Source organism: Mycobacterium sp. ZZG (genome assembly GCF_054786995.1).
On record NZ_JBTBFV010000015.1, the window covers coordinates 1 to 26,471 of the forward strand.

27 protein-coding genes are annotated in these 26,471 nt (G+C 68.9%); 15 read left to right on the forward strand and 12 right to left on the reverse strand.

The features are described from left to right. The coding region (locus tag ACXMYJ_RS11105; RefSeq protein ID WP_460356102.1) for a sodium:solute symporter family transporter at positions 1–918 on the reverse strand (918 nt) is incomplete at its 3' end. A gap of 214 nt (positions 919–1,132) precedes the next feature. Continuing rightward, the gene (locus ACXMYJ_RS11110) at positions 1,133–1,756 is read right to left on the reverse strand and encodes a CYTH domain-containing protein (RefSeq protein ID WP_260756665.1); all 624 of its coding nucleotides are present in this window, start codon (positions 1,754–1,756) and stop codon (positions 1,133–1,135) included. A 184-nt stretch (positions 1,757–1,940) separates the two neighbouring features. On the opposite strand from ACXMYJ_RS11110, the gene clpB reads away from it, so the two are divergent. The 5 genes from clpB to ACXMYJ_RS11135 all read left to right on the forward strand — a co-directional run bounded on the left by clpB (position 1,941) and on the right by ACXMYJ_RS11135 (position 7,734). Continuing rightward, the gene (clpB, locus tag ACXMYJ_RS11115; protein ID WP_460356106.1) at positions 1,941–4,487 is read left to right on the forward strand and encodes an ATP-dependent chaperone ClpB; all 2,547 of its coding nucleotides are present in this window, start codon (positions 1,941–1,943) and stop codon (positions 4,485–4,487) included. 136 nt (positions 4,488–4,623) lie between these two features. After that, positions 4,624–5,406, forward strand: a complete 783-nt coding sequence (gene ttfA, locus ACXMYJ_RS11120; RefSeq protein ID WP_260756668.1) for a trehalose monomycolate transport factor TtfA — start codon at positions 4,624–4,626, stop codon at positions 5,404–5,406. A 14-nt stretch (positions 5,407–5,420) separates the two neighbouring features. Next, on the forward strand, positions 5,421–6,197 hold the full coding sequence (locus tag ACXMYJ_RS11125) for an SDR family NAD(P)-dependent oxidoreductase (RefSeq protein WP_460356109.1): 777 nt from the start codon (positions 5,421–5,423) through the stop codon (positions 6,195–6,197). A 6-nt stretch (positions 6,198–6,203) separates the two neighbouring features. Then, positions 6,204–7,097, forward strand: a complete 894-nt coding sequence (locus tag ACXMYJ_RS11130) for a hypothetical protein (protein WP_460356112.1) — start codon at positions 6,204–6,206, stop codon at positions 7,095–7,097. Beyond that, on the forward strand, positions 7,090–7,734 hold the full coding sequence (locus ACXMYJ_RS11135; protein WP_460356114.1) for a TrmH family RNA methyltransferase: 645 nt from the start codon (positions 7,090–7,092) through the stop codon (positions 7,732–7,734). The genes ACXMYJ_RS11130 and ACXMYJ_RS11135 overlap by 8 nt, the downstream gene beginning before the upstream one ends. On the opposite strand, the gene ACXMYJ_RS11140 is transcribed toward ACXMYJ_RS11135, so the two are convergent. Both ACXMYJ_RS11140 and ACXMYJ_RS11145 read right to left on the reverse strand, forming a co-directional pair. Then, complete coding sequence (locus ACXMYJ_RS11140; RefSeq protein ID WP_460356117.1) at positions 7,627–9,237, reverse strand: MFS transporter; 1,611 nt, start codon at positions 9,235–9,237, stop codon at positions 7,627–7,629. The genes ACXMYJ_RS11135 and ACXMYJ_RS11140 overlap by 108 nt on opposite strands. Further along, the gene (locus ACXMYJ_RS11145; RefSeq protein WP_460356119.1) at positions 9,234–9,773 is read right to left on the reverse strand and encodes a TetR/AcrR family transcriptional regulator; all 540 of its coding nucleotides are present in this window, start codon (positions 9,771–9,773) and stop codon (positions 9,234–9,236) included. Before ACXMYJ_RS11145 ends, ACXMYJ_RS11140 begins: the two co-directional genes overlap by 4 nt. A 73-nt stretch (positions 9,774–9,846) precedes the next feature. Between ACXMYJ_RS11145 and ACXMYJ_RS11150 the strand changes: the two genes are divergently transcribed. Then, positions 9,847–10,980, forward strand: a complete 1,134-nt coding sequence (locus ACXMYJ_RS11150; RefSeq protein ID WP_460356122.1) for a glycoside hydrolase family 76 protein — start codon at positions 9,847–9,849, stop codon at positions 10,978–10,980. Further along, the gene (nhaA, locus tag ACXMYJ_RS11155; protein WP_460356124.1) at positions 10,967–12,829 is read left to right on the forward strand and encodes a Na+/H+ antiporter NhaA; all 1,863 of its coding nucleotides are present in this window, start codon (positions 10,967–10,969) and stop codon (positions 12,827–12,829) included. Before ACXMYJ_RS11150 ends, nhaA begins: the two co-directional genes overlap by 14 nt. Here the strand turns inward: nhaA and ACXMYJ_RS11160 are convergent. Beyond that, positions 12,826–13,476 (reverse strand): VTT domain-containing protein, encoded by a 651-nt coding sequence (locus ACXMYJ_RS11160; RefSeq protein ID WP_260757909.1) that lies wholly within the window; start codon positions 13,474–13,476, stop codon positions 12,826–12,828. The two genes, nhaA and ACXMYJ_RS11160, sit on opposite strands and share 4 nt — an antisense overlap. 88 nt (positions 13,477–13,564) lie before the next feature. On the opposite strand from ACXMYJ_RS11160, the gene ACXMYJ_RS11165 reads away from it, so the two are divergent. Together ACXMYJ_RS11165 and fbaA are read left to right on the forward strand one after the other, a co-directional pair. Further along, positions 13,565–14,578 (forward strand): alcohol dehydrogenase catalytic domain-containing protein, encoded by a 1,014-nt coding sequence (locus ACXMYJ_RS11165; protein ID WP_460356126.1) that lies wholly within the window; start codon positions 13,565–13,567, stop codon positions 14,576–14,578. Positions 14,579–14,652: 74 nt separating this feature from the next. Further along, positions 14,653–15,690: a class II fructose-bisphosphate aldolase gene (gene fbaA, locus ACXMYJ_RS11170; RefSeq protein WP_460356129.1), complete on the forward strand. Its 1,038-nt coding sequence runs from the start codon at positions 14,653–14,655 to the stop codon at positions 15,688–15,690. A gap of 15 nt (positions 15,691–15,705) precedes the next feature. Here fbaA and ACXMYJ_RS11175 read toward each other — a convergent pair whose 3' ends face one another. Further along, on the reverse strand, positions 15,706–16,416 hold the full coding sequence (locus ACXMYJ_RS11175; protein WP_260756681.1) for an Rv0361 family membrane protein: 711 nt from the start codon (positions 16,414–16,416) through the stop codon (positions 15,706–15,708). Between the two features lie 61 nt (positions 16,417–16,477). Between ACXMYJ_RS11175 and ACXMYJ_RS11180 the strand changes: the two genes are divergently transcribed. Beyond that, entirely contained in the window at positions 16,478–16,894 is a 417-nt protein-coding gene (locus ACXMYJ_RS11180) for a DUF3151 domain-containing protein (RefSeq protein WP_260756682.1), read from the forward strand. Here the strand turns inward: ACXMYJ_RS11180 and ACXMYJ_RS11185 are convergent. The 3 genes from ACXMYJ_RS11185 to ACXMYJ_RS11195 are packed head-to-tail and all read right to left on the reverse strand — an operon-like array spanning position 16,891 to position 19,193. Next, positions 16,891–17,790 carry a cation diffusion facilitator family transporter gene (locus ACXMYJ_RS11185; protein ID WP_260756683.1) on the reverse strand — a complete coding sequence of 300 codons (900 nt, stop codon included), beginning with the start codon at positions 17,788–17,790 and terminating at the stop codon, positions 16,891–16,893. The two genes, ACXMYJ_RS11180 and ACXMYJ_RS11185, sit on opposite strands and share 4 nt — an antisense overlap. A gap of 40 nt (positions 17,791–17,830) precedes the next feature. Further along, positions 17,831–18,583: a site-2 protease family protein gene (locus ACXMYJ_RS11190; RefSeq protein ID WP_460356132.1), complete on the reverse strand. Its 753-nt coding sequence runs from the start codon at positions 18,581–18,583 to the stop codon at positions 17,831–17,833. 10 nt (positions 18,584–18,593) lie between these two features. Beyond that, the gene (locus tag ACXMYJ_RS11195) at positions 18,594–19,193 is read right to left on the reverse strand and encodes a peptidase M50 (RefSeq protein WP_460356134.1); all 600 of its coding nucleotides are present in this window, start codon (positions 19,191–19,193) and stop codon (positions 18,594–18,596) included. A 92-nt stretch (positions 19,194–19,285) separates the two neighbouring features. Between ACXMYJ_RS11195 and ACXMYJ_RS11200 the strand changes: the two genes are divergently transcribed. Genes ACXMYJ_RS11200 through ACXMYJ_RS11220 form a run of 5 tightly spaced genes read left to right on the forward strand, consistent with a single transcriptional unit; the run spans position 19,286 to position 23,004 of the window. Next, positions 19,286–20,581 (forward strand): adenylosuccinate synthase, encoded by a 1,296-nt coding sequence (locus ACXMYJ_RS11200; protein ID WP_260756688.1) that lies wholly within the window; start codon positions 19,286–19,288, stop codon positions 20,579–20,581. Further along, positions 20,581–21,228: a PaaI family thioesterase gene (locus ACXMYJ_RS11205; RefSeq protein WP_460356137.1), complete on the forward strand. Its 648-nt coding sequence runs from the start codon at positions 20,581–20,583 to the stop codon at positions 21,226–21,228. The genes ACXMYJ_RS11200 and ACXMYJ_RS11205 overlap by 1 nt, the downstream gene beginning before the upstream one ends. A gap of 27 nt (positions 21,229–21,255) precedes the next feature. Further along, positions 21,256–21,576, forward strand: a complete 321-nt coding sequence (locus ACXMYJ_RS11210) for a hypothetical protein (RefSeq protein WP_460356140.1) — start codon at positions 21,256–21,258, stop codon at positions 21,574–21,576. Further along, entirely contained in the window at positions 21,498–22,346 is an 849-nt protein-coding gene (locus tag ACXMYJ_RS11215; RefSeq protein WP_460356142.1) for a GGDEF domain-containing protein, read from the forward strand. Before ACXMYJ_RS11210 ends, ACXMYJ_RS11215 begins: the two co-directional genes overlap by 79 nt. Before the next feature lie 4 nt (positions 22,347–22,350). Further along, a complete protein-coding gene (locus ACXMYJ_RS11220; RefSeq protein ID WP_460356144.1) occupies positions 22,351–23,004 on the forward strand; it encodes a hypothetical protein in 654 nt (217 codons plus the stop codon). Here the strand turns inward: ACXMYJ_RS11220 and ACXMYJ_RS11225 are convergent. The 3 genes from ACXMYJ_RS11225 to ACXMYJ_RS11235 are packed head-to-tail and all read right to left on the reverse strand — an operon-like array spanning position 22,961 to position 26,459. After that, positions 22,961–23,164 carry a ferredoxin gene (locus tag ACXMYJ_RS11225; protein ID WP_460356147.1) on the reverse strand — a complete coding sequence of 68 codons (204 nt, stop codon included), beginning with the start codon at positions 23,162–23,164 and terminating at the stop codon, positions 22,961–22,963. The two genes, ACXMYJ_RS11220 and ACXMYJ_RS11225, sit on opposite strands and share 44 nt — an antisense overlap. 7 nt (positions 23,165–23,171) lie before the next feature. Continuing rightward, positions 23,172–24,413, reverse strand: coding sequence for a cytochrome P450 (locus ACXMYJ_RS11230; protein ID WP_460356150.1), 1,242 nt, complete (start codon positions 24,411–24,413; stop codon positions 23,172–23,174). A gap of 9 nt (positions 24,414–24,422) precedes the next feature. Continuing rightward, complete coding sequence (locus ACXMYJ_RS11235; RefSeq protein WP_260756694.1) at positions 24,423–26,459, reverse strand: MMPL family transporter; 2,037 nt, start codon at positions 26,457–26,459, stop codon at positions 24,423–24,425. Positions 26,460–26,471 lie beyond the last annotated feature (12 nt).

Sequence of the window (26,471 nt, forward strand, 5' to 3'; positions counted from 1 at the left end):
CGAGCAGGCCCCTACCGGAGCACACAGGAAATGCTGGGCAGACCAGCGATTACCCCATGCCCACACCCCCGCACCACGAAGAACAGTCTCAGCAGACACATCAATCACTTCAGTCCACGGATCGAGGTTTAGCGCCCACGCCTTCTGCCAGAACGTCTGGTCGGCCATCGTCGACGCGAGTAGGCCCAGCGCGAGCGAGATGCCGAAGGCGGCCGCGGCGGAGCCGTCGAGAGCATTGAGCGTGTCGGCCCCTGCCTCGTCGACCTTTTGGAACACCAGCTCGGGCCCGCCGACTTTCTGCAGCACGTACAGCACCACGATCGCCGCGGGCACGGTGATGAGCAGTGTGTTGAACGTCGCCGTGATCGCCGAGGTCCACAGGCCGCCGAAATAGGAGTACACAGTGACCGTCGCCAGCGTCACGATGAGCACCACGGTGGGGTTGAGGCCGAAGATCACGCCCATCACCAACACCACGCCGAACAGGTTGATGAAGATTTCGGCGAGCAGCCCGAGCAGCATCGCCACCAGCATCACCGTCGTGGCGGGTTTGTTCTGGAAGCGTTCGCGGATGAACTCCACGATCGTGTAGCCGGCCGGCATCTGGCGCCGCAGCCGCAGCGCGAACGGCACCATCACCATCACCGCCAGGCCGTTGGGCACCACGAACCAGATCAGGCCGGAGGTACCGAAGCTGAAGGCCTGCGCCGACGACATCATCACCGCCATCGACCAGGTCCACACCGCGATCACCGAGCCGACGCCGAAGCCGAAACCGATACGGCGGTCGGCGATCACGAAATCGTGGGTGTTCCTCACCATCGAGCGGACGGTGAAGGCGACGACGAACATGAAGGCGCCCAGGCCCAGCATCAGGGCGAAGCCGATGCCTGGCGACAGGTCGGACGGATGGAACACGGAGACACTCCTCGGCGCGGTGACATCACCCCAGCAAGGCTGGGCGCAGCGCGTGGGCTGCCGGCCCGGCCAGTGGGTGAGTTGACGGAGCCCGCGACTGGCGAACTCCCGCCACGGTGTGGTGGCTGCGTCAGCATCCGCGTGATGCTTGCTTGAGAAAAGAGTTGGGCTCAGCCTGAGCGGAATTGACGCGGCAGTGGCAGGCCGGGGAGCTTCAGGTGCCCTCGAATTCGTTCTGCCCGAGATTGTCGACGAACCGCGGGCCGAGCAGGTTCAGCTCGCGGCGGTAGTCCGCCGCCCACGTGCCGAACGGGTGATGCGCCAGGTACTCGTTGCGGAACCGGTCGTCCTCGGACACCTCGGTGGTGCAGAACGACGGGATCGCCAGGTCGACCACCGGGCCGTTGCGCTCCACCTCGGCGAGCAGCAGGGGAGCGTTGCCGCCGAGGAACCGGTCGAGGACCCAGCCGTCCTCGCCGAGCCAGACCGACGACCTGACCTTGAGCACGACGTGCTCGGCCCGGGACACGATCTGCCCGGCGACCAACGGATCGAGATCTCGCTCGGCCTCGTAACGGGTGCCGCCGGCCGCAGGGCCTTTGGCCGTCATGGTGCCGATCGCGTCGTCGCCCAGTCTCGTCACCAGGTCCCCGGGAGTTCCACTCAGGTCGGCGGGCGCTGGTCCCTGCAGCCGCACCCGCACCGCGTAGCCGTCGGAAGCGAACAGATAGGCCTGGGCGATCAGGACGGGAGTCGGATCGGAGGCGGCCACAGCGGGCATGTCGCGGACGAAGAACTTCCGTTCGAACTCGAAATCACCGGAGCCGGAGTCGGACATAGGGCGACGCTAACCCGCTGCGGAGCCGGGCACCGGGCACGGCACTCGTGTCCGCCGCCGAAAATCTGGTAAAACTAATCAGACTTGAGCGGAACACACTCAACCTTGACGACGTTGGAGTGGAAGACAAGCATTTCAGGGGCCTGCTGTGCAGCCCTGAATACATATAGGAAAGGGAGGTGTCGTGGACTCGTTCAATCCGACGACCAAGACCCAGGCGGTCCTGACCTCGGCGCTGCAGGCGGCCACCGCCGCGGGGAACCCGCAGATCACGCCCGCGCACCTGCTGATGGCTCTGCTGACGCAGAATGACGGAATCGCCGCACCACTTCTGGAGGCCGTCGGCGTCGAACCCGCGACCGTCCGCGCCGAGACGCAACGGCTGCTCGACCGGTTGCCCAGTGTCACCGGTTCGAGCTCGCAGCCGCAGCTGGCGCCCCAGTCGATCGCGGCGATCACCGCCGCGACCAACCTCGCCACCGAGATGGACGACGAGTACGTCTCCACCGAGCACCTGCTCGTCGGTCTGGCCAGCAACGACACCGATGTTGCGAAACTCCTGACCGGCCACGGCGCGTCCCCGCAGGCGTTGCGGGAGGCGTTCGTCAAGGTGCGCGGCAGTGCCCGCGTCACCAGCCCCGATCCCGAGGGCACCTATCAGGCGCTGGAGAAGTACTCCACCGACCTGACCGCCCGCGCGCGGGAAGGCAAGCTCGATCCGGTCATCGGCCGCGACACCGAGATCCGGCGCGTCGTGCAGGTGCTGAGCCGGCGTACCAAGAACAACCCGGTGCTCATCGGCGAACCCGGCGTCGGCAAGACCGCGATCGTGGAGGGCCTGGCCCAGCGCATCGTCGCCGGCGACGTGCCGGAAAGCCTGCGCGACAAGACCGTCGTGTCGCTCGACCTGGGCTCGATGGTGGCCGGCGCCAAGTACCGCGGTGAGTTCGAGGAACGGCTGAAGGCCGTCCTGGACGACATCAAGAACTCGGCGGGTCAGATCATCACGTTCATCGACGAGTTGCACACCATCGTCGGCGCCGGCGCGACCGGTGAATCGGCGATGGACGCCGGTAACATGATCAAGCCGATGCTGGCCCGCGGTGAGCTGCGGCTGGTCGGCGCGACCACGCTCGATGAGTACCGCAAGTACATCGAGAAGGACGCCGCGCTGGAACGCCGATTCCAGCAGGTGCTGGTCGGCGAACCGTCGGTCGAGGACACCGTCGGCATCCTTCGTGGCCTCAAGGAGCGCTACGAGGTGCACCACGGCGTGCGGATCACCGACTCGGCACTGGTCTCCGCGGCCACGCTGAGCGACCGCTACATCACGGCCCGGTTCCTTCCGGACAAGGCCATCGACCTGGTCGACGAGGCCGCCTCCCGGCTGCGCATGGAGATCGACTCGCGTCCCGTCGAGATCGACGAGGTCGAGCGGCTGGTCCGTCGCCTCGAGATCGAGGAGATGGCGCTGGAGAAGGAATCAGATGCTGCGTCGCGCGACCGTTTGGAGAAGCTGCGCTCCGAACTGGCCGATCAGAAGGAGAAGCTCTCCGAGCTGACCAGCAGGTGGCAGAACGAGAAGAACGCCATCGATGTCGTCCGCGAGCTCAAGGAACAGCTGGAGGACCTGCGCGGTGCGGCCGACCGGGCCGAACGCGACGGCGATCTGGCCAAGGCCGCCGAGCTGCGGTACGGCCGCATCCCCGAGGTCGAGAAGAAACTCGACGCCGCCGTTCCGCAAGCCGAGGCGCGCGAGAACGTGATGCTCAAGGAGGAGGTCGGCCCCGACGACATTGCCGATGTGGTGTCGGCCTGGACCGGCATCCCGGCCGGCCGGATGCTCGAAGGCGAAACGGCCAAGCTGCTGCGCATGGAGGACGAGCTGGGTAAGCGCGTCGTCGGCCAGAAAGCCGCGGTGCAGGCGGTGTCGGACGCGGTGCGGCGCAGCCGAGCCGGTGTCGCCGACCCGAACCGGCCGACGGGCTCGTTCATGTTCCTCGGCCCGACCGGTGTCGGCAAGACCGAGCTGGCCAAGGCGCTGGCGGAGTTCCTGTTCGACGATGAGCGCGCGATGGTCCGCATCGACATGAGCGAGTACGGCGAGAAGCACTCGGTGGCCCGCCTGGTCGGCGCACCTCCCGGCTACGTCGGCTATGACCAGGGCGGTCAGCTGACCGAGGCGGTGCGGCGGCGTCCGTACACGGTGATCCTGTTCGACGAGATCGAGAAGGCCCACCCGGACGTGTTCGACGTGCTGTTGCAGGTGCTCGACGAGGGCAGGCTGACCGACGGCCAGGGCCGCACGGTGGACTTCCGCAACACCATCCTGATCCTGACGTCCAACCTGGGCGCCGGGGGCTCCAAGGAACAGGTGATGGCGGCGGTGCGCTCGGCGTTCAAGCCGGAGTTCATCAACCGGCTCGACGACGTGATCGTCTTCGACGGCCTGGAGCCCGGCGAGCTGATATCGATCGTCGACATCCAGCTGCAGCAGCTCGCCAAGCGGTTGGCGCAGCGCAGGCTGACCCTCGAGGTGTCCCTGCCGGCCAAGCAGTGGCTCGCCCAGCGTGGGTTCGACCCGCTGTACGGTGCACGCCCGCTGCGCAGGCTGATCCAGCAGGCGATCGGTGACCAGCTGGCGAAGATGCTGCTCGCGGGCGACGTGCACGACGGCGACGTGGTGCCTGTCAATGTGAGCCCGGACGGCGACAAGCTGGTGCTGGGCTGACCCTCGCCGAAATCGCGTTCCACGCGCTGAATTCGCTACTTGACGCGCGTGGAATGCGATTTCGCGGGGAAGGGTGACCGGGTTGTGACCCATTCGGATTCGGAGAGCGCCGTGTCGAGCGGATACTCTTGACGCAATGGTTCCGCTTTGGTTCACGCTGTCCGCACTCTGTTTCGTGGGTGCGGCAGTTCTGCTGTACGTCGACCAGGACCGACGCCGCGGGCTCGGTCGTCGGCGTAAGTCGTGGGCGAAGTCGCACGGTTTCGACTACGAACACGAGTCGACCGACATCCTCAAGCGCTGGAAGCGTGGGGTCATGTCCACCGTCGGCGACGTGACGGCCCGCAACGTGGTGCTCGGGCAGATCCGCGGCGAGGCGGTGTTCATCTTCGACCTCGACGACGTCGCTACCGTGATCGCTCTGCACCGCAAGGTCGGCACCAACGTCGTCGTAGACATGCGTCTCAAGGGCGTCAAGGAGCCGCGCGAGAGCGACATCTGGCTGCTGGGGGCCATCGGTCCGCGCATGGTCTACTCCACGAACCTCGACGCGGCCCGCCGCGCCTGTGACCGCCGCATGGTGACGTTCGCCCACACCGCGCCGGATTGCGCGGAGATCATGTGGAACGAGCAGAACTGGACGCTGATCAGCATGCCGGTCACCAGTACCCGCGCCCAGTGGGACGAGGGGCTGCGCACGGTCCGGCAGTTCAACGATCTGCTGCGGGTCCTGCCGCCGGTCCCGTCCGCGGCCACCGGTCAGCCTGTCGCGCGCCGCACCGGCTCCCCGAGCCGCCCGCTCACCCCCGCCCCGGCGGGGCCGCCGCGGCCCGAGGCCGGTCGGCCCGATCCGCAGCGCCGCACACCGCCACCGCCACCGCCGCGTAATGGGCGGCAGTCGCCGAACTATCAGCGATAAGTATCCTCTGGGGCATGCCACGCCCCGTCGCTCTGATCACCGGACCGACGTCCGGGCTCGGTGAGGGTTTCGCGCGCCGCTACGCCGCCGACGGCTATGACCTCGTGCTCGTCGCCCGCGACGCCGAGCGGCTGGAACGCCTCGGCGCCGAGCTGCGCGACGAGGCAGGCGCGCACGTCGAGGTGCTGCGCGCCGATCTGGCCGACGCCGCCGACCGCGCCGCCGTCGCCGACCGCCTGCGGGCCGGGGTCGACGTCCTGGTCAACAACGCCGGCTTCGGCACCTCCGGGGAATTTTGGACCGCCGACTACCAAATGCTGCAGGCCCAGCTCGACGTCAATGTCACCGCCGTCATGCAGCTCACCCATGCCGCGCTGCCGTCGATGCTGGCGGCCGGCTCGGGCACCGTGCTCAACGTGGCGTCCGTGGCCGGTCTGCTGCCCGGCCGCGGTTCGACCTATTCAGCGTCCAAGGCGTGGGTGGTGTCATTCTCCGAGGGGCTGGCCAACGGTCTCGGCGGCACCGGGGTGGGCGTGCACGCGTTGTGCCCGGGATTCGTGCACACCGAGTTCCATCAGCGCGCCGGTATCGACATGGCGGGCACCTCGTCGTTGCTGTGGCTGGAGGTCGACGACGTGGTGCGCGAGACGATGGCCGACGTCGCCAAGGGCAAGGTGGTGATCATCCCGGGCCTCCAGTACAAGGCGCTGACGGCCGGCAGTCGGGTCATTCCGCGAAACCTGGTGCGCGCGTTGACGAAAGTGGTGGGCAAGGGCCGTGGGCGGACCTGAGAACCGGTGCGGGTAATCGCGGTCCTGGCGGCGATTCTGCTTGCCGTCACGTCATGCTCCGCGCCGCAGGCCCGTGACGACGTCTTCTCCGCGGCCACCGCGACGATCGGCGAATCGCTGGCCCTCCTGGGATGGAACATGTCGGTGGCCAACCTGCGCTTCGACGCCGAGAACGTGCTCGTCGACGTCGACGCCTCCCCGGCGCGGGAAGGTGAACCGCACGCCGCGCCCGAGGACCTCCGGTTCGGTCTCTATGGCGCGCTGGCCCACCCCCTGGAGGCGAACGCGATCGGCGGCTGTGACGACGTGACCAGCCTCGACATCCGACCGCTGACGGCGCCGACCCCGGACCGGCTGACCGGGACGGTCTGCCTCGGCCCGCTGCGCGACCAGTCCCAGGTGCGCGGCGTATACGTGTATTCGCCGCGCGACCGCATGCCCGGCACCACCGTCGCCTACCCCGCCGCGTTCCCGGTCGGGCTGCCGCCGACCACCGGAAGCGACACCGGCCTGTCGTTGAAGACCACCAGCGTCGACGCGTTCCGCGCCGACGGCGCCATGCTGGCTCCGTCGGCGTTGGGGGATCCGGCGGCGTTCCAGGGTGACGGCTACATGCTGCTCGGCCTGCAGATCAGCGGTCTGGCAGCACGCTATCGCGACGACTCCGCCGAGCGGGGCGGTCCGATGATGGTGGTCACCGCACCGACGCTGCCCGGCAAGGGGCTGAGTCACGCCTGCGGAGTGTACGGGTCGTCGGTGCTGGTGCTGCCCGACGCATCGCGCGACAGCGTGCAGGTGGGTGTGTCGCTGTGCACGCAGGGGGAGATCAACGCGGCGCTGCTGTACGCCACTGTGTCGCTGATCGGCACGAGCGCGGCGCTGTGGACCACCGATGACTGACCAGCCCGGTCCGACCGAGTGGGGCCAGGGTCCCGGGGTGGGACCTTGGCAGGGGCCACTCCCGGACGACCCGCGCTTCGACCCTGAACTGCTGCGCACCGGTGACACCCGCAATGTCGTTGACGCATACCGCTATTGGACCCGGGAAGCGATCATCGCCGATATCGATCGGCGCCGGCACCCGCTGCACATCGCGATCGAGAACTTCGGCAACGACGCGAACATCGGCTCGGTGGTGCGGACCGCGAACGCGTTCGCGGTGGACACCGTGCACATCGTCGGCCGCCGTCGCTGGAATCGGCGCGGCGCCATGGTGACCGACCGGTACCAGCGACTGCGCCATCACGAGACCACCGCCGACCTCCTCGACTTCGCGGCCGCGGCCGGGCTGGCCGTGGTCGCCGTCGACAACGTCCCGGGTGCGGCCCGCATCGAGGACGTGACACTGCCCCGGGACTGCCTGCTCATCTTCGGGCAGGAAGGACCGGGCATCACCGAGGACGCGAAAGACGGTGCCCCGCTGACGGTTTCAATCGCCCAGTTCGGATCCACGCGCAGTATCAACGCGGGGGTCGCCGCCGGGATCGCGATGCACGCCTGGATCCGCCAGCACGCCGACCTCAACCAGGCGTGGTGAGTCCCCCGGCCGGGGACGTAGCAGCCACCACACCGCGGCCGCGGAGGTGAGCAGAAGAACGGCCCCGACCCCGGAAGCCACCGAAAGGCCCTGGGTGAACGATGCTTTCGCGGCGTCGAGCATCACCGCCTGCTGATCGGCGGGCAGCGCCTGGGCGGCGTGGATCGCGCTGGGTAGTGAGTCGCGGGCCTGCTCGGCGAGCCCGGGCGCAAGCTGTGGCGCGAACGCGACGGTGCGGTACACGGCGGTGACGATCGAGCCGAGCATCGCGATGCCCAGCGCCATGCCGAGTTCGTAGGCCGTCTCCGAGACCGCGGCCGCCGCGCCGGCCCGCTCCTTGGGGACGCTGGCCAGGATCACGTCGCTGGCGACGGTGAACGCCAATCCGAGGCCGACGCCGACCACGAACAACGCGACACCCAGCGGCGGGTACGGCGCGATCGGGGTGAGGATGAGCAGCGTGCCCATCAGCGCGGCCATCGCCACGCCGACGAGGGCGAGTCCGGTGGTCAGCACGGCGCGGTGGGAGAAGTGGCGCACGGCCACGCCGGCGAGCACCCCGAACACCGTGGCCGTCACCGCGGCCGGGAGTTCGGCCAGGCCCGCCTTCAACGGGCCGTACCCGTGCACGAGTTGGAAATACTGGGACAGGAAGAACACCAGGCCGGACAGCCCGAGCACCGACAGCAGGTTCGCGGCCACCACGCCGGAAAACCGTGGGTTGCCGAACAGGCGCACGTCGATCAGCGGCGCCGGAAGCCGCAACTGACGACGGACGAACAGTATGAGCGCCGCGACGCCGGCCAGGCCGGCGATCACCACGTCGGCTCCGATGCCGTGCACCAGCCCGGTGAAGCCCTCCTTCAGCGCGTACACCACGCCGAGCATCCCGGCCATCGACAGCGCGACGCTGGGCAGATCCCACGGACCGGGGTCGGGGTTGCGGTGTTCGGGCAGCAGCAGCAGCACGCCGCCGACGAGCAGGACCGCCATGACCGGGATGTTGATCAGAAATACCGATCCCCACCAGAAGTGCTCCAGCAGAACGCCGCCCACCACCGGTCCGAGCGCGGCGCCGGCCGAGAATGCCGACGCCCACACGCCGACGGCGATGCTGCGCTCGCGCTGATCGGGGAACAGGCCACGGATCAACGCCAATGTGGCCGGTGTCAGGGTCGCGCCGGCCATCCCGAGCAGCGCTCGGGTGGCGATCAGCATCTGCGGCGACGAAGAGTACGCCGTGACGGCCGAGATGACCGCGAAAGCCGTTGCGCCGCAGAGCAGCAACTTCCGGTGCCCGATCCGGTCGCCGAGGCTGCCCATGCTGATGAGCAGCGCGGCGAGCACGAACGAGTAGATGTCACCGATCCACAGGATCTGGGTGCCGGTGGCGCCGAGGTCGGAGCTGATGAACGGGGTCGCCAGTGCGAGCACCGTGCCGTCGATGCCGATCAGCAGTACGGCCAGTGTCAGGACACCGAGAGCCGCCCAGCGGCGGGTCATGCGCTCACCCCGTGCAGAAGCAAGCCGATGACGAACCGGTCGAAATCCCGGGCCGCGGCGCGGCCGGCACGGATCGACCACGCGGTGCTGCCGATGAGGCCGTAGAACGCCTCGGTGAGCCACGCCGCAGTGAGTTCCGGCCGGAACTCCCCGGCGCGCTGCCCGCGCTCGAACAGTGTGGTGATCTCGCTGTCGACGTCGTGCCAGATGTCCAGGGTGGTGTCGACGTCGAGTTCCTGACTCTGGCTGTAGAGCAGCGCCAGATACGGCGAGACCGGTTCGCATGCCGCCACCAGCCGCCGCAGTGCGTCGGCGGCGGTGCCCTCATGCAGCCGGGCCGTGTCGAGTGCCGCGCGCATTTCGGCGATCGCGAGCTCCTCCAGCGCGGTCATCAACGCGAGCCGGCCGGCGAAGTGTCGGTGCAGCGTCGCGCGGCTCACGCCGACGGCGGTGGCGATCTCGTCCTGGGTCGCGTTCGGCCGGCGGCCGAGGAAGTCGGCGGCGGCGCGGAGCAACTCGTCCCGGGTGGCAGGCATGCGACAACACTAGCTCATGTGAGACAGATTTGTCTCATAGCTTGCGCGGCTTCGGTGAGGCAGGATCGACGGCATGGATCAGTTGTGGGCCAACCGCGCTGCCAGTGCCGAAGCCGCGATCACGACGCGCCACCTCAGACGCCTGTGGGGGCTGCCGGGCACCCAGCTCGGGGTGGTCGCCTGGCCCGCCGCGGCACAGCACCGCCGGTTCGGCACCTGGCACTACTGGTGGCAGGCGCACCTGCTGGACAACCTGGTCGACGCGCAGGTCCGCGACCCCAAACCGGAACGGCTGACCGCGATCAACCGTCAGATCCGCGGGCACCGGCTGCGCAACCTGGGCCGGTGGACCAATGATTACTACGACGACATGGCCTGGCTGGCGCTGGCCCTCGAACGGGCCGGGAGGCTGACCGGGGTGGGCCGGCCGAAGGCGCTGGACAAGCTCGCCGATCAGTTCCTGACCGCGTGGGTGCCTGAGGACGGCGGCGGCATCCCGTGGCGTAAGCAGGACCAGTTCTTCAACGCGCCCGCCAACGGGCCGGCGGCGATCTTCCTCGCCCGGCACCTCTCCTCTCTGGGCGAACCTCTGCGTCGTGCCCAGCAGATGGCCGACTGGATGGACGAGACCCTGATCGACCCGGACACCCACCTGGTGTTCGACGGCATCAAGGCGGGTTCGCTGGTGCGCGCCCAGTACACCTACTGCCAGGGCGTGGTGCTGGGCGCCGAGACCGAACTGGCGGTGCGCACCAGCGACCCGCGGCACGCCGAACGGGTGCGCCGGCTGGTGGCCGCGGTGGCCGAGCACATGGCGCCGGGCGGGGTGATCAAGGGCGCCGGGGGTGGGGACGGCGGACTGTTCGACGGCATCCTCGCGCGATACCTGGCCTTGGTGGCGACCGAGCTGCCCGGCGACTCCGACGCAGACGTCGAGGCCCGTAAGACGGCGGGCGACATCGTGGTCACGTCGGCGCGGGCGGTGTGGGACAACCGGCAGACCGGCAAGGCCACCGAGAACCTCCCGTTGTTCGGGGCGTTCTGGGATCGCCCGGCGGAGCTGCCCACCGCGGGCGGCGGGGACGCGCAGTTCGTGGAGGGGGCGGTCAATTCGTCGGAGATCCCCGAGCGGGATCTGTCCGTGCAACTGTCGGGATGGATGGTTCTGGAAGCCGCGCATGTTGTGACCGCAGGTGACAGTGACTGAACCGGCCGCACAGCGCGGGTTCCCGCTGCTGCCCTCGCGGCTCAACCGTGGCAGCCGGGCCACCAGGACCACCGACAACACCGCCGCAGCCCTGATGCTGACATTCACCGTCCTGGCGATCCTGTGGGCGAATTCGCCGTGGGCCGACAGCTACCGGGCGCTGCTGGACACCGAGATCGGTCTCGGTTTCGGTGATCACCACGTCGAGATGTCGGTCAAGCACATCGTCAACGACGCGTTGATGACGTTCTTCTTCTTCATCGTCGGGCTGGAGGTGACGCGGGAATTCACCATCGGCGAGCTCACCGACCGGTCCCGCGCCGCGGTGCCGGTGATCGCCGCCGCGGCCGGGCTGATCCTGCCCGCCGTGGTGTTTCTGGCATTCAACCCGTCCGGGGAGAACGCCCACGCCTGGGGTGTGGTGATCTCCACCGACACGGCGTTCCTGGTCGGTGCGCTGGCGATCATCAAACCGATGTTCCCGGCCCGGGTCCGGCTGTTCCTACTCACCCTCGCCGTCGTCGACGACGTCGGCGCGCTGATCGTGATCGCGGTGTTCTACTCCGACAGCATCCAGGTTCGACCGCTGCTGGTGGCGCTGGGGCTGCTCGTCGCGCTCGCCGCGGTGCGCTACCTTCCGGCCGCGCGGGGTCCGGCATACGCCGTCCTCGGCGTGGCGCTGTGGGTCGCGTTGTTCCTGGCCGGCATCCATCCCACCCTGGCCGGTGTCGCCGTCGCGGTGCTGATCCCGGTATTCACTCCCGAACGCCGCCCCGTCGAGCGGGCCGTCGAGCAGATCCGGGCGTTCCGGCAGTCACCGAACTCCCAGTACGCGCGCGCGGCCAGCCGCTCCTTGCGCGACTCCATCTCGATCAACGAGCGGATGCAGACCGCGGTCGGCCCGGCGGTGTCGTTCGTGATCCTGCCGCTGTTCGCGCTCGTCAACGCCGGTGTGGTGCTTAATAGGGAGAGCCTGACCACCGCGCTGCGCTCGCCACTGACCTGGGGCATCGTCGCCGGCCTGGTGCTGGGCAAGTTCGTCGGGATCACCGGCGCCACCTGGCTGGTCCGGCGTACCGGTCTCGGCGTGCTCGCGCCGGGGCTGACCTTGCGCCGGATCGCCGGCGGTGCAGCGCTGTCGGGGATCGGCTTCACGATCTCGCTGTTCATCGTGGACATCGCGATCGCCGATCCCGGACGCCAGGATCAGGCCCGGATCGGGGTGCTGGCGGCCTCGGTCATCGCGTTCGTGTTCGGGTGGGCCATCTTCCGGATCACCGACGCGCTGAGCCCACCGGAGCCGGTCGGGCTGAAACTGCTGCGCCCGGTCGATCCCGAGCGCGACCACGTCCGGGGTCGGCCCGACGCGCCGCTGACGCTGGTCGAATACGGCGACTTCGAGTGCCCGTTCTGCAGCCGGGCCACCGGCATGATCGACGAGGTGCGCGCCCACTTCGGCGACGACCTGCTGTACGTGTGGCGGCACTTCCCGCTCGAGCGCGCGCATCCGCGTGCGTTCGACGCCGCCCGGGCCAGTGAGGCGGCCGCGCTGCAGGGCAGGTTCTGGGAGATGGCCCGGGAACTGTTCGCCCATCAGGACGACCTGGAATGGTCGGACATGTATCGCTACGCGGTCGCGGCCGGCTGCGACATCGAACAGTTCGACCAGGATGTCCGGGTGCACTCGTCGAAGGTGCTGCACCGGGTGGAGGACGACGCCGAGGACGCCGACGAGATGGATCTGAGCGCCACCCCGACGTTTTTCGTCAACGGGTTACGGCACAAGGGGCCGTGGGACGCGGCGAGCCTGATCCGGGCACTCGAACAGTCGCGCGTCGCACGCTCCTAGGGCGTGGGCTCGGAGGTGGGGTCGCCGTTCCTGTTGCGGGACCGCCTGCGCGTCACCTCGAGCACGATCGGGACGATCGAGAGCACCACGATGGCGATGACGATGAAGTCGACGTTGTCGCGGATGAACGTGATCTGGCCCAGCAGGTAGCCCAGCAGGGTCAGCCCCGAGCCCCACACGATGCCGCCGGTCACGTTCCACATCAGGAATGTGCGGTAACGCATGTCGGCGGCGCCGGCCACCAGGGGGGCGTAGGTGCGCACGATCGGCACGAAGCGAGCCAGGAAGATCGTCACCGGCCCGTACTTCTCGAAGAACTCGTGGGCCTCGTCGAGATAGCGCTGTTTGAAGACCCGCGCGTCTTCCTTGAACAGGCGCGTGCCGCCCTGCTTGCCGATGTTGAAGCCCACCTGGTCCCCGAGGATCGCCGCGATCGGGATGGTGACCAACAGCACCCACAGTGGCGCGAACGGCGGAATCTCCTCCGAGCCGCCCGCCGCCACCAGTCCGGCGGTGAAGAGCAGCGAGTCACCCGGCAGCAGCGGGAAGAGCAGGCCCGACTCGACGAAGACGACGAGCAGCAGTCCGGCCAGTGTCCAGGTTCCGAACGAGTTGAGCAGGTTGACCGGCTCCAGGAAACCCGGCATCAGGGCGAGAGTGTCGACGACCACGGCTCCCTAGGTTACCGGCGTGTGATCGCGCCCCCGAATCACCGCGTTCGACTTAATGTCGGTTATGCCCACTCACAAGGCGGTTCAGGTCCCGTCCGTCAATGAAGCGTTCGCCGTCGTCGAGGTCGAGACTCAGCCTCCGCCGCCGGGGCACGTCCGCATCTCGGTGGCGGCGTGCGGGGTGTGCGGCACCGACCGGGAGTTCCGCGCCGGCCACTTCCCGGGACTGCAGTGGCCGGTCACGCTGGGGCACGAGGTCGCGGGCACCGTGGCCGAGGTGGGCGACGGGGTGCAGGACTTCGCCGCCGGCGACCGGGTCGCCGTCGGCTGGTTCGGCGGCAACTGCAACCGCTGCGTGCCGTGCCGCAAGGGCTTGTTCATGCAGTGCGAGCGCTTGCAAGTGCCGAGCTGGCACTACCCGGGCGGCTACGCGGAGTCGATGACGGCGCCGGCAACCGCGCTCGCCCGGATCCCGGACGGGTTGTCCTTCGTCGAGGCCGCTCCGATGGGCTGCGCCGGCGTGACGACCTTCAACGGTCTGCGACACACCCGCGCCAAGGCCGGTGACCTGGTGGCCGTCCTCGGGGTCGGAGGCCTGGGACATCTCGGGGTGCAGTGGTCGCGGGCGATGGGTTTCGAGACCGTCGCGATCGCCCGCGGCGCCGGGAAGGCCGAGGAGGCCACCCGACTCGGCGCCCACCACTACATCGACTCCACCGCCCAGGACGTCGCCGCCGAACTGACCCGGCTGGGCCGAGCGGCCGTGGTTTTGGCCACCGCGAACAACGCCGACGCGATGGCCGCGACCGTCGGCGGTCTGGGGCCGGCCGGCGAACTCGTGGTCGTCGGCGTCACCGCCGAGAACCTGCCGATCAGCCCCCTGGATCTGATCAACGACGGGCGTTCGGTGACCGGGCACCCGTCGGGCACGTCGCGTGACGTCGAGGAGACGCTGGACTTCGCGCTGCTGTCCGGGGTGCGCGCGAAGGTGGAGGAGGTGCCGCTGGACAGGGCGGCGGAGGCTTATGAGGCGATGGACTCGGGCCGCGCCCGATACCGGATGGTTCTGACCGTGTGAGCGCTGCCGTTTCTTGAGATACTGCAGGAACCCCGGCTCCAGCCCCATCGCCGGCCCCGGTCGAAAGGAACGCCATGCCCATCGCCACGCCCGAGGTCTACGCCGAGATGCTGGACCGCGCCAAGGAACACTCGTTCGCCTTCCCGGCCATCAACTGTGTCGGCTCGGAGAGCATCAACGCAGCGATCAAGGGATTCGCCGACGCCGGTTCGGACGGCATCATCCAGTTCTCCACCGGCGGTGCGGAATTCGCGTCCGGTCTGGGTGTCAAAGACATGGTCACCGGGGCGGTGGCGCTGGCGGAGTTCGCGCACGTGATCGCCGAGAAGTACCCGATCACCGTCGCGCTGCACACCGATCACTGTCCGAAGGACAAGCTGGACACGTACGTCCGGCCGCTGCTGGCGATCTCGGCCGAACGGGTGAGCAGGGGGGAGAACCCGCTGTTCCAGTCGCACATGTGGGACGGCTCGGCGGTGCCGATCGACGAGAACCTGGCGATCGCCCAGGAACTGCTCAAGCAGGCCGCCGCGGCGAAGATCGTGCTCGAGATCGAGATCGGGGTCGTCGGCGGCGAGGAGGACGGGGTCGAAGCCGAGATCAACGAAAAGCTGTACACCACGCCCGAGGACTTCGAGAAGACCGTCGAGGCGCTCGGCGCCGGGGAGCACGGCAGGTATCTGCTCGCCGCGACGTTCGGCAACGTGCACGGCGTGTACAAGCCGGGCAACGTGGTGCTCAAGCCCGAGGTGCTCGCCGAGGGGCAGCGGGTGGCATCGGCCAAGCTTGGTCTGCCGGAGGGTTCCAAACCGTTCGACTTCGTGTTCCACGGCGGTTCCGGCTCATTGAAGTCCGAGATCGAGGACTCGCTGCGCTATGGCGTGGTCAAGATGAACGTCGACACCGACACCCAGTACGCGTTCACCCGCCCGATCGCCGGACACATGTTCACCAACTACGACGGGGTACTGAAAATCGACGGCGAGGTGGGCAACAAGAAGGTTTACGACCCGCGCAGCTACCTCAAGAAGGCCGAGGCATCGATGAGCGAGCGCGTGGTGGAGGCGTGCAACGACCTACACAGCGCGGGCCGGAGCGTGTCGGCGGGTTAGCGCCCGGCCGGCGGCTCAGGTGGGGGCCTGGCAGATCTTCCACTCGTCGTCGCGGAACTGCAGGTCGAAGCTGCGAGTGGAGCGGGTCTGCGGTGCGTAGGCCATGAACGTGGTCACATTGGCCTCGGCGTGGTCGCCGTTGATGACGATCTGGTCGATGCTGGCGACGACGGGGTAGCGGCCGGCGTCGGCCACCCGCCGGTGCGTGTCGGCCCACTTCTTGTCGTCCAGGTTGTTGTAGGCCTCGGCGGTGCTGCCGCAGGTGATGCTGCGCAGCGTCGCAAGATCACCTTTCTCGATCGCGGCGTCATAGCTCTGGATGGCCGAGCGGACTCTGTCCTCCTGCGACACCCCCGGCTCCGAACCGCGCGTGAGCAGCAGGGTGCCCAGGATCGCGACGGCGGCCAGCGCCGCGATCACCAGCACGATGGCGATCACCCAGCCCCACCTGCGCTTCTTCTGCGGCGGCTTCGGCGCGTCGCCGCGTGGTGGAATCATCTGTGGCGCAGCAGGTTTGGGTGCCGCGAACTGTTCGGTGACCGGTTCGTTGGGCCGGTTGATGATCGTGGTGGAACCGGCGTCGAATCCCGAGGGAGCGGTGAACCGCCGCTCGCCGGACTGGTCGGGGTCTTCGCTGCGCGGATCAGCGGGGGCGAACACCTCGGTCTCGGCGTCAGCGGACGTGAGATCCGGGTCCGAATTGTCAGGCCGTCCTGCGTTCGACATATTGCGGAAGCTTAGCCATCCGCGGTGACGCCCGCGCGCGCCCGCACGGCACAATGGGCCCATGACTCGGATGGGTGACCTCCTCGGACCGGATCCTGTGCTGTTGCCCGGCGACCCCGCCGCCGAAGCCGAACTCGACGCGGCGGAGAACCCCGCCATCGTCGCCGCGGCGCATCCGGCGGCGTCGATCGCGTGGGCGGTGCTCGCCGAGCAGGCGCTCGCCGACGAGCAGGCCGTCGCCGCGTACGCCTACGCCCGCACCGGTTACCACCGCGGCCTGGACGCGCTGCGCCGCAACGGCTGGAAGGGCTTCGGACCGGTGCCGTTCGCCCACGAGCCCAATCAGGGCTTCCTGCGCTGCGTGGCGGCGCTGGCCCGCGCCGCCCAGGCGATCGGGGAGCTGCCCGAGTATCAGCGCTGCCTGGATCTGCTCGACGACTGCGATCCGGCGGCCCGCGCCGAACTCGGGCTGAGCTAGCAGTTCTGGCTCTCGCACTCGCAGTCCGCGGCGGTGTCCGGCGGCTCGATCTGCACGGTGGAGTGTTCGAGCCCGCGCGCGGCCAGCACGGCACGCGCGTCGTCGAGGATCCGCGCCGAGTCTCGGACGCTGGTCAGATGCGCGGTCACCATGTCCTTACCCGGCACCAGCGTCCACACGTGCAGGTCGTGCACCTCGGTGACCCCGTCCACGGCGCACAGTGCCTCACGTAGCTCGTCGACGTCGATGTGGCTGGGGGAGGACTCCGACAGGATGCGCAGCGCCGACCTGGCCAGGGAGATGGCCCGGGGCAGCACCCAGAGCGCCACGAGCACCGCGACCACGACGTCGGCGTAGGGCCACCCGGTGGTGACGACGACGATGCCGGCGATCAGCACCCCGATGCTGCCGAGGGTGTCGGCGACGACCTCCATGTAGGCGCCCTTGACCGCGAGGCTCTCCTTGGAGTGCGAGCGCAGCAGCAGCATCACGACCGCGTTGGCCATCAGCCCGGCCAACGCGACCACGATCATCGGGACGCCGGGGACGTCGGGCGCGTCGCCGAGCCGCTCGAAGGCCTCGTACAGGATGAACCCGGCCACCCCGAGCAGCAGCGCCGCATTCGCGACCGCGGTGAACACCTCGGCGCGGTGCCAGCCGTAGGTCCGCGACGGTGACGTGCTGCCGCGCCTGGCGAGCAGTACGGCGGTCAGTCCCATGAACATCGCGACGAGGTCGGTGAGCATGTGCCCGGCGTCGGCCAGCAGCGCGATCGAGTTGATGGCCAGCGCCGTGCCCAGCTCCACGAAGAAAAACACCGACAGGATCGCGGCCCCGAGGACCATTCGCGACACCTTGGTGTCACCGGCGTGGCTGTGATCGTGTCCGGCGCCCATAAGCTGAAATATATGCGCAAAGCCGCATATGTGACAAGGGTCAGACCCAGGCCGACCAGAACCGGGTCAGCTGACCGCCGATGGCCGACAGCGTGGGCGGTACCCCGGACAGGTCGAACAGCCAGTACACCGCCCCGAAGAACCACTGGTTGAGCGGCGGCGCGATCAGCAGGATCAGCAGCAGGAAGAACCCCCACTGCTTGGCCGGCAGCAGCGCGCGCCGGGTGTCCGGGCTCAGATGCGCTTCCAACGCGCCGTAGCCGTCGAGCCCCGGGATCGGCAGCATGTTCAGCAGCAGCGCGGTGACCTGCAGAAATCCGAGGAACGCGACCCCGGCCCAGAACACCGAGTGCCCGGAGTCGTACAGCAGCCGGGTCAGTCCGAGCAGCAGCACCGCGAAGATCAGGTTGACCGCCGGCCCGGCCAGGCTCACCACGGTCTTCTGCCGGTCGGTCATGTGCCCGGTCTGCACGTACACCGCGCCGCCGGGCAGTCCGATGCCCCCGAGGGCGATGAACAGCACCGGCAGACCGAGCGACAACAGCGGGTGGGAATACTTCAACGGGTTCAGCGTGAGGTAGCCGCGCGTGGCGACGTCGCGGTCGCCGAACCGGTAGGCGGAGTAGGCGTGGCCGAACTCGTGCAGGCACAGCGTCACGAGCCAGCCGGAGATCACGAACACGAACACCGCGACGTAGGACAGCGGCCGGATCTGCCCCTCGGTGGTCCATGCCAGCGCCCCGCCGGCAGCGGTGACCGCGACCAGTGCGAGGAAAACCGGGCTCGGGCGCACCCGGTCGAGCCTAGGCGCGCCCGACCCGCAGCCAGCCCTCGGTATGGCGGTAGAACGTCGACCGGCGGACCGGCCGCTGTGCGGCCTCGCCGTCGCGGATCACCACCGCGCCCGTGGTCCCGAGCTGCGCAGCGCGCCCGCTGATCCAGCGCGCACGGCGCAGCCGTCCCGGCACCACGCGGGCGCGCAGACCCGGCATCGCCGCGGTCGGCTCGACGCGTACAGCGGGCACCTCCCCGTCGAAGAGCCGTGCGTCATCCACGACCGCCTCACCGCGCAGGGTGGCCTGCCCGTCCGGGGGTAGCCACAGCGCTGCCCCGGTGATCACGGTGCCCGTCTCGTCGCGGATCAGCGGCACCCGGTGAGCGGTCGCGGTCCGGGCGCGCCGGGCCTGCCACCGGCGCCGCACGTGGGCGACCTCGACGTCGAGCCGGTCGGCGCGAAGCAGCCGGGTCAGGACGGCGGACAGCTCCCGGTGGGATCCGACCACGATCAGGCGCCGGTAGCCCGTCACGTCCTCGAAGTCGGGCTCGATGACCGCGAGATGGCGGAGCGACCTGGGAAGACGGTGCCTGTCCGAGCGCACGACTGCGACTAATGACAGGTCCAACGCATTCCTTGAGATAGGGTGGGTCACCGGCTGCACACTGTATCGAGCGCAGCTCGAGCGTGAAAAACCAGCGGAAGACGCGAAGGACTGCGATGCCGGCAATCGTCCTCATCGGCGCCCAGTGGGGCGACGAGGGCAAAGGTAAAGCCACCGACCTCCTGGGTGGACGGGTCCAGTGGGTGGTGCGCTACCAGGGCGGCAACAACGCCGGTCACACCGTGGTGCTGCCGACTGGCGAGAACTTCGCCCTACACCTGATCCCGTCGGGGATTCTGACGCGGGGCGTGACGAACGTGATCGGCAACGGAGTGGTCGTCGACCCGGGGGTGCTGCTCACCGAGCTCAAGGGCCTGGAGGATCGCGGCGTCGACACCGAGCGGCTGCTGATCTCGGCCGACGCGAACCTGCTGATGCCGTACCACGTCGCGATCGACAAGGTCGTGGAGCGCTACGCCGGCAACAAGAAGATCGGCACCACCGGCCGGGGAATCGGCCCGTGCTACCAGGACAAGATCGCACGCATCGGCATCCGCGTCGCCGACGTGCTCGACCCCACGCTGTTGGCCGAAAAGATCGAGGGCGCACTCGAATTCAAGAACCAAGTGCTGGTCAAGATCTACAACCGCAAGGCGTTGGAGCCGGCCGAGGTCGTGGAGAACCTGCTGGAGCAGGCCGAGGGTTTCAAGCACCGCATCGCCGACGCCCGGCTGCTGCTCAACCAGGCGCTCGAACGCGACGAGATCGTGCTGCTGGAAGGTTCGCAGGGCACGCTGCTCGACGTCGACCACGGCACGTATCCCTATGTCACGTCGTCGAATCCGACTGCCGGCGGCGCATCCGTCGGATCCGGTATCGGGCCTACCCAGATCACCACGGTGCTGGGAATCCTGAAGGCCTACACCACGCGCGTCGGTTCGGGTCCGTTCCCCACCGAACTGTTCGACGAGCACGGCGCCTACCTGGCCAAGACCGGCGGTGAGGTCGGTGTGACCACCGGCCGGGCCCGCCGCTGCGGCTGGTTCGATGCGGTGATCGCGCGGTACGCGACCCGAGTCAACGGCATCACCGACTACTTCCTCACCAAGCTCGACGTGTTGTCCAGCCTGGAGACGGTGCCGATCTGCGTCGGCTACACCGTGAACGGCAAGCGCACCGACGAGATGCCGATGACCCAGAGCGACTTCGCCCGCGCCGAGCCGATCTACGAAGAGCTGCCCGGCTGGTGGGAGGACATCTCCGGCGCGCGCGAGTTCGAGGATCTGCCCGCCAAGGCGCGTGACTACGTGTTGCGGCTCGAAGAGCTTGCCGGAGCCTATGTTTCGTGCATCGGTGTCGGTCCGGGACGCGACCAGACGATCGTGCGGCGCGACGTCTTGGCGCCGCGTTGATGTCAGCCGACTACGGGTTGGATCCGCGCCGCACCGATCCGGAGTACAACAAGCACGGCGGCTTCCCGGTGTTCGAAGCCGCCCGGCCCGGCCCCGGCTTCGGGCGTTTCCTCGCCGCGATGCGGCGCGCCCAGGACCTGGCCGTGTCGACGAACCCGGACCCGGACACCTGGGACGATGCCGCGGACCGGGTCGAGGAACTGGTGAAACTGCTTGAGCCCCACCGTGCCGGTGAAGGCGTCGGCCCGGCCAACCGGGTGCCGGCCCTGCCGGGCGCGGGCAGCCTGCTGATGCCGCCGTGGACGGTGACCAAGTTCGAGGCCGACGGCGTCGAGTTGGAGGTCACCTTCAGCCGCTACCACGTGGGCGGCAACTCCGCCGTGCACGGCGGAGTGTTGCCGCTGCTGTTCGATTCGATGTTCGGCATGGTGATCCACGCGACCGGCCGCCCGATCAGCCGCACCGCGTTTCTGCACGTGGACTACCGCAGGGTCACCCCGATCGACACCGTGCTGACCGCGCGGGGCTGGCTGCGGGAAGCCGAGGGGCGCAAAGCGTTCGTCAACGCCGAGCTGCTCGACGCTGACGGTAATGTGCTCGCCGAGTCGAACGGGCTGATGATCAGGCTCTTGCCCGGTCAGCCTTAAGCAGACGCCTCTGGGGGGAGGACAGCGATGGGGGTGCGGGAGTTTCTCCTCACCTGGTGGCGGCAACCTCACGAGTTCGACTGGACGGCAAGACATTTCCGTGCCCGCGGGGTGCTGCGGGTGCATCAGGTCTTCGTCGGCTGCTTCTCGTTGCTGTACGGCTTGACCGCAGTGCTGTCGGTGGTGTGGGCCTATTTCGACGGTGGCTCCGTGGCGGGCCGCGTCCTGGTGCTTGCCATCGCCGCCAGTTCGTGCGTGCTCGGTGTGCTGTGGATCTTCGGGCCCTGGCCACCGAACGGCAGTCGGCCGCGTTCGCGGTGTACGCCGACATCGCGGTGGTCGCGGTGATGGCCTGCTATCACGACGCATTCACCGCGATGCCCGGTCTGGCGCTGCTGGCGGCCAACGGCATCTACATCGTCGTCGTGCACGGCCCCCGGGCGTTGCTGCTGCACCTGGGGTTCACCGCGGTGGTGTTCGCGGTCACCTACGGGCTCGCGATCGCCCAGGCCACGGCGCCGGTCTCGGTGATCACAGTGCGCCTGCTGGTGCTGATGCCGACGGTGATCGCGCTGCCGGTCATCGTCCAGTCCTACCTGCTGGCCCTGCGGATGGACGCGGTGGACTCGCTCCACGATCCGCTGACCCGGTTGTTCAACCGGCGCGGCCTGGACACTCACGTGGCCGAGGTGGTGGCCCCGGGCGGTACCCGGGTCGGCGTGCTGGCGGTGGACATCGACAAGTTCAAGGCGATCAACGACCGGTACGGCCACGACACCGGAGACCGGGTGCTGGTGGCGGTGGCCGACGCGGCGCGCGCCGCGGTGGCCGCCCTCGGCGTGCGGTTGGTCACCGCGCGCACCGGCGGTGAGGAGTTCGTCATCGTCGTCGACGGCGGACCGCAGACCGTCGCCGCCGTGGCCGCGCTGCTGCACGACACGGTGGCGCGCTGCGATGCCGCGCTGGTGCCGACCGTCAGCATCGGGGCGGCCACCGCCCAGATCGACGGCGACCTCGGCGGCGTGGTCCGCACGCTGATCGAGCGGGCCGACGCCGCGATGTACCGCGCCAAACACGCCGGAGGGAACCGTACCGTGATGGCCGCCGTGGCAGCATGATGCGATGACCCATCCGGCAGACCGGCACCTGCGCCGGCTCACCACCCCACGCGCTGCCGCGTTCGCCGGTGTCCTGTTCGCGCTGATGTTCGGAGCGGCCCTGGTGCTGATCCGCACCGAGCTGCCGGACGGCTCGGTGCACCGGCTGCGGATCGCCATCGTGTTGATGCCGTTCGCCGGCATCGCCTTTCTGTGGTTCCTCGGCGTGGTCCGCGACGGCCTCGGTGCGCTGGAGGACAAGTTCTTCTCGACGGTGTTCCTCGGCAGCGGTCTGCTGTTCCTGGCGATGATCTTCGCGTCGACAGCCGTAGGTGCGGGGCTGATCGCGACGAGGGAGTCCGCCGTGCCGGGTTCGCGCACCGAGGTCAACGCTTTCGGTCAGGCGCTTCTGCTCGCGCTGTCCGACACCTACGCGCTGCGGATGGCCGCGGTGTTCATGATCTCGCTGGCCACCATCTGGCTGCGCACCCGGCTGATGCCGACCTGGCTGGTTGTCGTGACTTACGTTGTGGCGCTGTGTGTCCTGATCGGCAGCGACGTCACCAAGTGGATGACGGTGAGTTTCCCGGTCTGGGTGCTGATCGTCAGTGTGCTGCTGCTGGTCCGTGCCGGCGTCATCGATCATCCAGACGCAGCGCGCTCGCCGAACAGAGTTTGACCGCTTCCCTGGCGCGCTCGGCCGCGTCGCCGCTGACCTCGTCGGTGAGGATGACCACGATCCCGTCGTCGTCCTGATCGAAGATGTCGCCGGCGACCATCACGCAGTTGCCCGCCTGAATGCAGAGCTCACGGTCGGCGTGAACCTTGCTCACCGTCATGTGATCCTCACTTCCAGGCGACCTGCAACGATTTCAGACCGTAGATGAAGTGGAACGACCGGAACTGCACATCGGCGAAGTCCTCGGCCGGCTCCAGCGTCGGGAAGCGGCGTAGCAGGGCCGGGAAGGCGATCTGCATCTCCATCCGGGCCAGCGGGGCGCCGAGGCAGTGATGCACGCCGTGCCCGAATGCCAGATGCCCCATCGCTCCCCGGCTGATGTCGAGATGATCTGGCGCGTCGATGAACTCGCTGTCCCGGTTACCCGAGGGCAGAGACGCGAAGACCAATTGCCCGGCCGGGATCTCCACATCCGCGACGACGACGTCGGTGGTCGTGATGCGCGGGATCGAGGTGTGCACGATCGACAGCCAGCGCAGCAGTTCCTCCACCGCGAGCGCCACCGCGGCCGGGTCGTCGCGCACCGCGGCGAGCTGGTCGGGATGGCGCAGCAACGCAAGTGTCCCCAGCGCCAGCATGTTCGACGTGGTCTCGTGGCCGGCCAGCAGCAGCAGACCGGCGATGCCGATCAACTCGTCGTCGGTCAGTTCGCCGCCGTGTTGGCGCACCAGCATCCCGAGAATGTCGTCACCGGGCCGCGCCCGCGCGCCAGCGACGAGACTGTCCATGTAGGCACGTGCTTCGCGCGCCAGTTCCAGGCGCTCAGGGATCGGGATCGACAGATCGAGCTGGCGGGCGCTGCGGCGCTGGAAGGCGTCGCGGTCGGCGTAGGGCACCCCGAGCAGCTCGCAGATCACCAGGGACGGGATCGGCAGGGCGAAATGCTCGACCAGGTCGACTGCTCGTCTTCCTCCCGGCGTCCGGTGCGACTCGCCGGCCGCGCCCAGCGCGTCCAGCTGCGCGTCGACGATCTCCACGATGCGCGGCCGCAACCGCGTCATCCGGCGGTGGGTGAACTCGCCGGTGAGCATCCGGCGCAACCGTTGGTGCTCGGGCGGGTCGAGGCCGAGGAGGTTCCCGGCCCGGCTGCGGGCCTGTTCATCCTCGTCGATCGGGGGTGCACCGGGCAATACGAACCCGGGCGGGCGGCCGTTGGCGAACCGGACGTGATCCGATAGCACCGTTTTGATGTCCGCGTACCGGGTGACCAGGTACACCGTCATCCCGAACGCGTTGGTCACCGTCCGCACGCCCTCGGTCTCACGGATCTCGCGCAGCTGCGGCGTGGGATCGAACCCGTCGCGGCGCATGTGCACCGGAGGCAGCACGGGTTCGGTGGCCTGACTCATGTTTCGACGCTACCCGCCGGTGGTGGCCTCCCCGCGCAGCGCCGGCCACCAGATCCTCGGCCCTATCAACGTGAACAGCGCGGGGATGATCACCGTGCGCACGACGAAGGTGTCGAGCAGGATGCCGAGTCCGACGATGATGCCGACCTGGGTGAGCACGATCAGCGGCAGCACACCCAGCACGCAGAACACCGCGGCGAGCACGATGCCCGCGCTGGTGATCACCGCCCCGGTCGCCGAGACGGCCCGCACGATGCCGTCGCGGGTGCCGTGCTCGGGAGTCTCTTCCCGGGCCCGGGTGACCAGGAAGATCGTGTAGTCCACGCCGAGCGCCACCAGGAACAGGAATGCGAACAGCGGGGCGGTGTTGTCCAGCCCGGGGAAGCCGAACACATGCACGCTGGCCCAGCTGCCCAGGCCCAGCGCCGCCACCGAGCTGAGCACCGTGGCCGCGATCAGCACCAGCGGCGCCAGCGCCGCCCGCAGCAGTACGTACAGCACGATCAGCACCACCAGCAGGATCGCCGGAATCACCACCGCGCGGTCGTGGGCGGCCGCTGCGGCCGCGTCCCGGGCGGTGGCGTCCGAACCGCCGACCAGACCGTCGGGGTCCACCGCGTGGACCGAATCGCGCAGTGCGTCAACGGCGTCGAACGCCTCGTCGGTGGCCGGGGCGGCCTCCAGGACCACCGACCACTGACTGAGTCCGTCCGGGGAGCTGCCCGCGGGCACGACCGAGACGACGCCGGGGGTGTCGGTGATCGCACGCTGCACCTCGGCGGCGCGATCGGTCGACGCGATCACCCGGGCGGGGTCGGTCAGGCCGCTGGGGAAGTGGTCGGCCAGGGTCTCGAACCCGCTGACCGATTCGGCCTGCACCCGGAACTGTTCGGTCTGCGACAGGCCGACGGGGGTGCCGAACAGCCCGGTGCACAGCAGGGCCAGGGCGCCGATCGACACCACCGCGACCCGGGCGGGCCGGCGTGCGACCGCATCGGCGATCCGGTGCCAGACACCGCTGTCGGTCAGTGGCTGGGCTCCGACTTCAGGGATGAACGGCCAGAACAGTTTTCGGCCGAACACCCCTAGAGCAGGGGGCAGCACCAGCATCACGAAGACCGCGGCGATCACCAGGCCGGAGGCGGCCTGGACGCCGAGACTGCGGGTGCTCGGCGACGACGCCAGCAGCAGGGTCAGTAGCGCGAGCACCACGGTGGCGTTGCTGGCGATGATCGCCGGCCCGGCGCGGCGGACCGCGGTGCGCAGCGCGGTGTGATGAGACTCGTTGCGGCCGAGCTCTTCCCGATAACGGGAGATCAGCAGCAGCGCGTAGTTGGTGCCCGCGCCGAACACCAGCACGCTGGTGATGCCCGAGGTGGAACCGTCCGGGCTCATCCCCAGTGCGTCGGCCACCGACGCCCCGACGACCGCGGCGACCCGGTCAGCGAAACCGATGACCAGCAGCGGTACCAGCCACAGCACCGGCGAGCGGTAGGTGATGATCAGCAGCAGGGCCACCACGGTCGCGGTGACCGCCAGCAGCGTGAAGTTCGCGCCGGAGAACGAAGCGGCGATGTCGGCGCCGAACGCGGGTCCGCCCGTCACCTCGGCCTGCAGGTCGCCCGGCAGTCCGTCGGCCGCCGCGGACCGCAGCTCCTTGACCTTGTCGGTGAGCGCGAAGCCGGACAGATCGCCCGACAGCGGCACCGTCGCGACCGCGGCCTGGCCGTCGTCGGAGACCTGCGGCGGCGGGCCGACGGCGTCGCCGCCGGTAGCCGCGAGCATGCGGTCGCGCGCGGCGTTCACGGCGTCCAGGTCGGCCGGATCCAGCGGCGCGGAATCGGTGCGTGTCACTACCAGGATTGCGGGTACCTGATCTCCGCCCGGGAACGTTTCCCTGACGGCGTCGGCGCGTGCGGACTCCGCGTCGGCGGGTACCGCGACCGGCGATTGCGACCCGGAGTCTCCGCTGCCGAGCAGCCCCGTCAGGGCGCCGGAGGCAAGGACGATCAGGAGCGCGACCACCCACGAGTATCGACGGTTCATCAGATTAACATT

Coding starts and splice junctions, on each gene's coding strand:
- ACXMYJ_RS11110 (WP_260756665.1), bottom strand. CDS start 1,756: ATGTCCGACTCCGGCTCCGGTGATTTCGAGTTCGAACGGAAGTTCTTC.
- ttfA (WP_260756668.1), top strand. CDS start 4,624: ATGGTTCCGCTTTGGTTCACGCTGTCCGCACTCTGTTTCGTGGGTGCG.
- ACXMYJ_RS11125 (WP_460356109.1), top strand. CDS start 5,421: ATGCCACGCCCCGTCGCTCTGATCACCGGACCGACGTCCGGGCTCGGT.
- ACXMYJ_RS11135 (WP_460356114.1), top strand. CDS start 7,090: ATGACTGACCAGCCCGGTCCGACCGAGTGGGGCCAGGGTCCCGGGGTG.
- ACXMYJ_RS11140 (WP_460356117.1), bottom strand. CDS start 9,237: ATGACCCGCCGCTGGGCGGCTCTCGGTGTCCTGACACTGGCCGTACTG.
- ACXMYJ_RS11145 (WP_460356119.1), bottom strand. CDS start 9,773: ATGCCTGCCACCCGGGACGAGTTGCTCCGCGCCGCCGCCGACTTCCTC.
- ACXMYJ_RS11150 (WP_460356122.1), top strand. CDS start 9,847: ATGGATCAGTTGTGGGCCAACCGCGCTGCCAGTGCCGAAGCCGCGATC.
- ACXMYJ_RS11160 (WP_260757909.1), bottom strand. CDS start 13,476: ATGCCGGGTTTCCTGGAGCCGGTCAACCTGCTCAACTCGTTCGGAACC.
- ACXMYJ_RS11165 (WP_460356126.1), top strand. CDS start 13,565: ATGCCCACTCACAAGGCGGTTCAGGTCCCGTCCGTCAATGAAGCGTTC.
- fbaA (WP_460356129.1), top strand. CDS start 14,653: ATGCCCATCGCCACGCCCGAGGTCTACGCCGAGATGCTGGACCGCGCC.
- ACXMYJ_RS11175 (WP_260756681.1), bottom strand. CDS start 16,416: ATGTCGAACGCAGGACGGCCTGACAATTCGGACCCGGATCTCACGTCC.
- ACXMYJ_RS11180 (WP_260756682.1), top strand. CDS start 16,478: ATGACTCGGATGGGTGACCTCCTCGGACCGGATCCTGTGCTGTTGCCC.
- ACXMYJ_RS11185 (WP_260756683.1), bottom strand. CDS start 17,790: ATGGGCGCCGGACACGATCACAGCCACGCCGGTGACACCAAGGTGTCG.
- ACXMYJ_RS11200 (WP_260756688.1), top strand. CDS start 19,286: ATGCCGGCAATCGTCCTCATCGGCGCCCAGTGGGGCGACGAGGGCAAA.
- ACXMYJ_RS11205 (WP_460356137.1), top strand. CDS start 20,581: ATGTCAGCCGACTACGGGTTGGATCCGCGCCGCACCGATCCGGAGTAC.
- ACXMYJ_RS11210 (WP_460356140.1), top strand. CDS start 21,256: ATGGGGGTGCGGGAGTTTCTCCTCACCTGGTGGCGGCAACCTCACGAG.
- ACXMYJ_RS11220 (WP_460356144.1), top strand. CDS start 22,351: ATGACCCATCCGGCAGACCGGCACCTGCGCCGGCTCACCACCCCACGC.
- ACXMYJ_RS11225 (WP_460356147.1), bottom strand. CDS start 23,164: ATGACGGTGAGCAAGGTTCACGCCGACCGTGAGCTCTGCATTCAGGCG.
- ACXMYJ_RS11230 (WP_460356150.1), bottom strand. CDS start 24,413: ATGAGTCAGGCCACCGAACCCGTGCTGCCTCCGGTGCACATGCGCCGC.
- ACXMYJ_RS11235 (WP_260756694.1), bottom strand. CDS start 26,459: ATGAACCGTCGATACTCGTGGGTGGTCGCGCTCCTGATCGTCCTTGCC.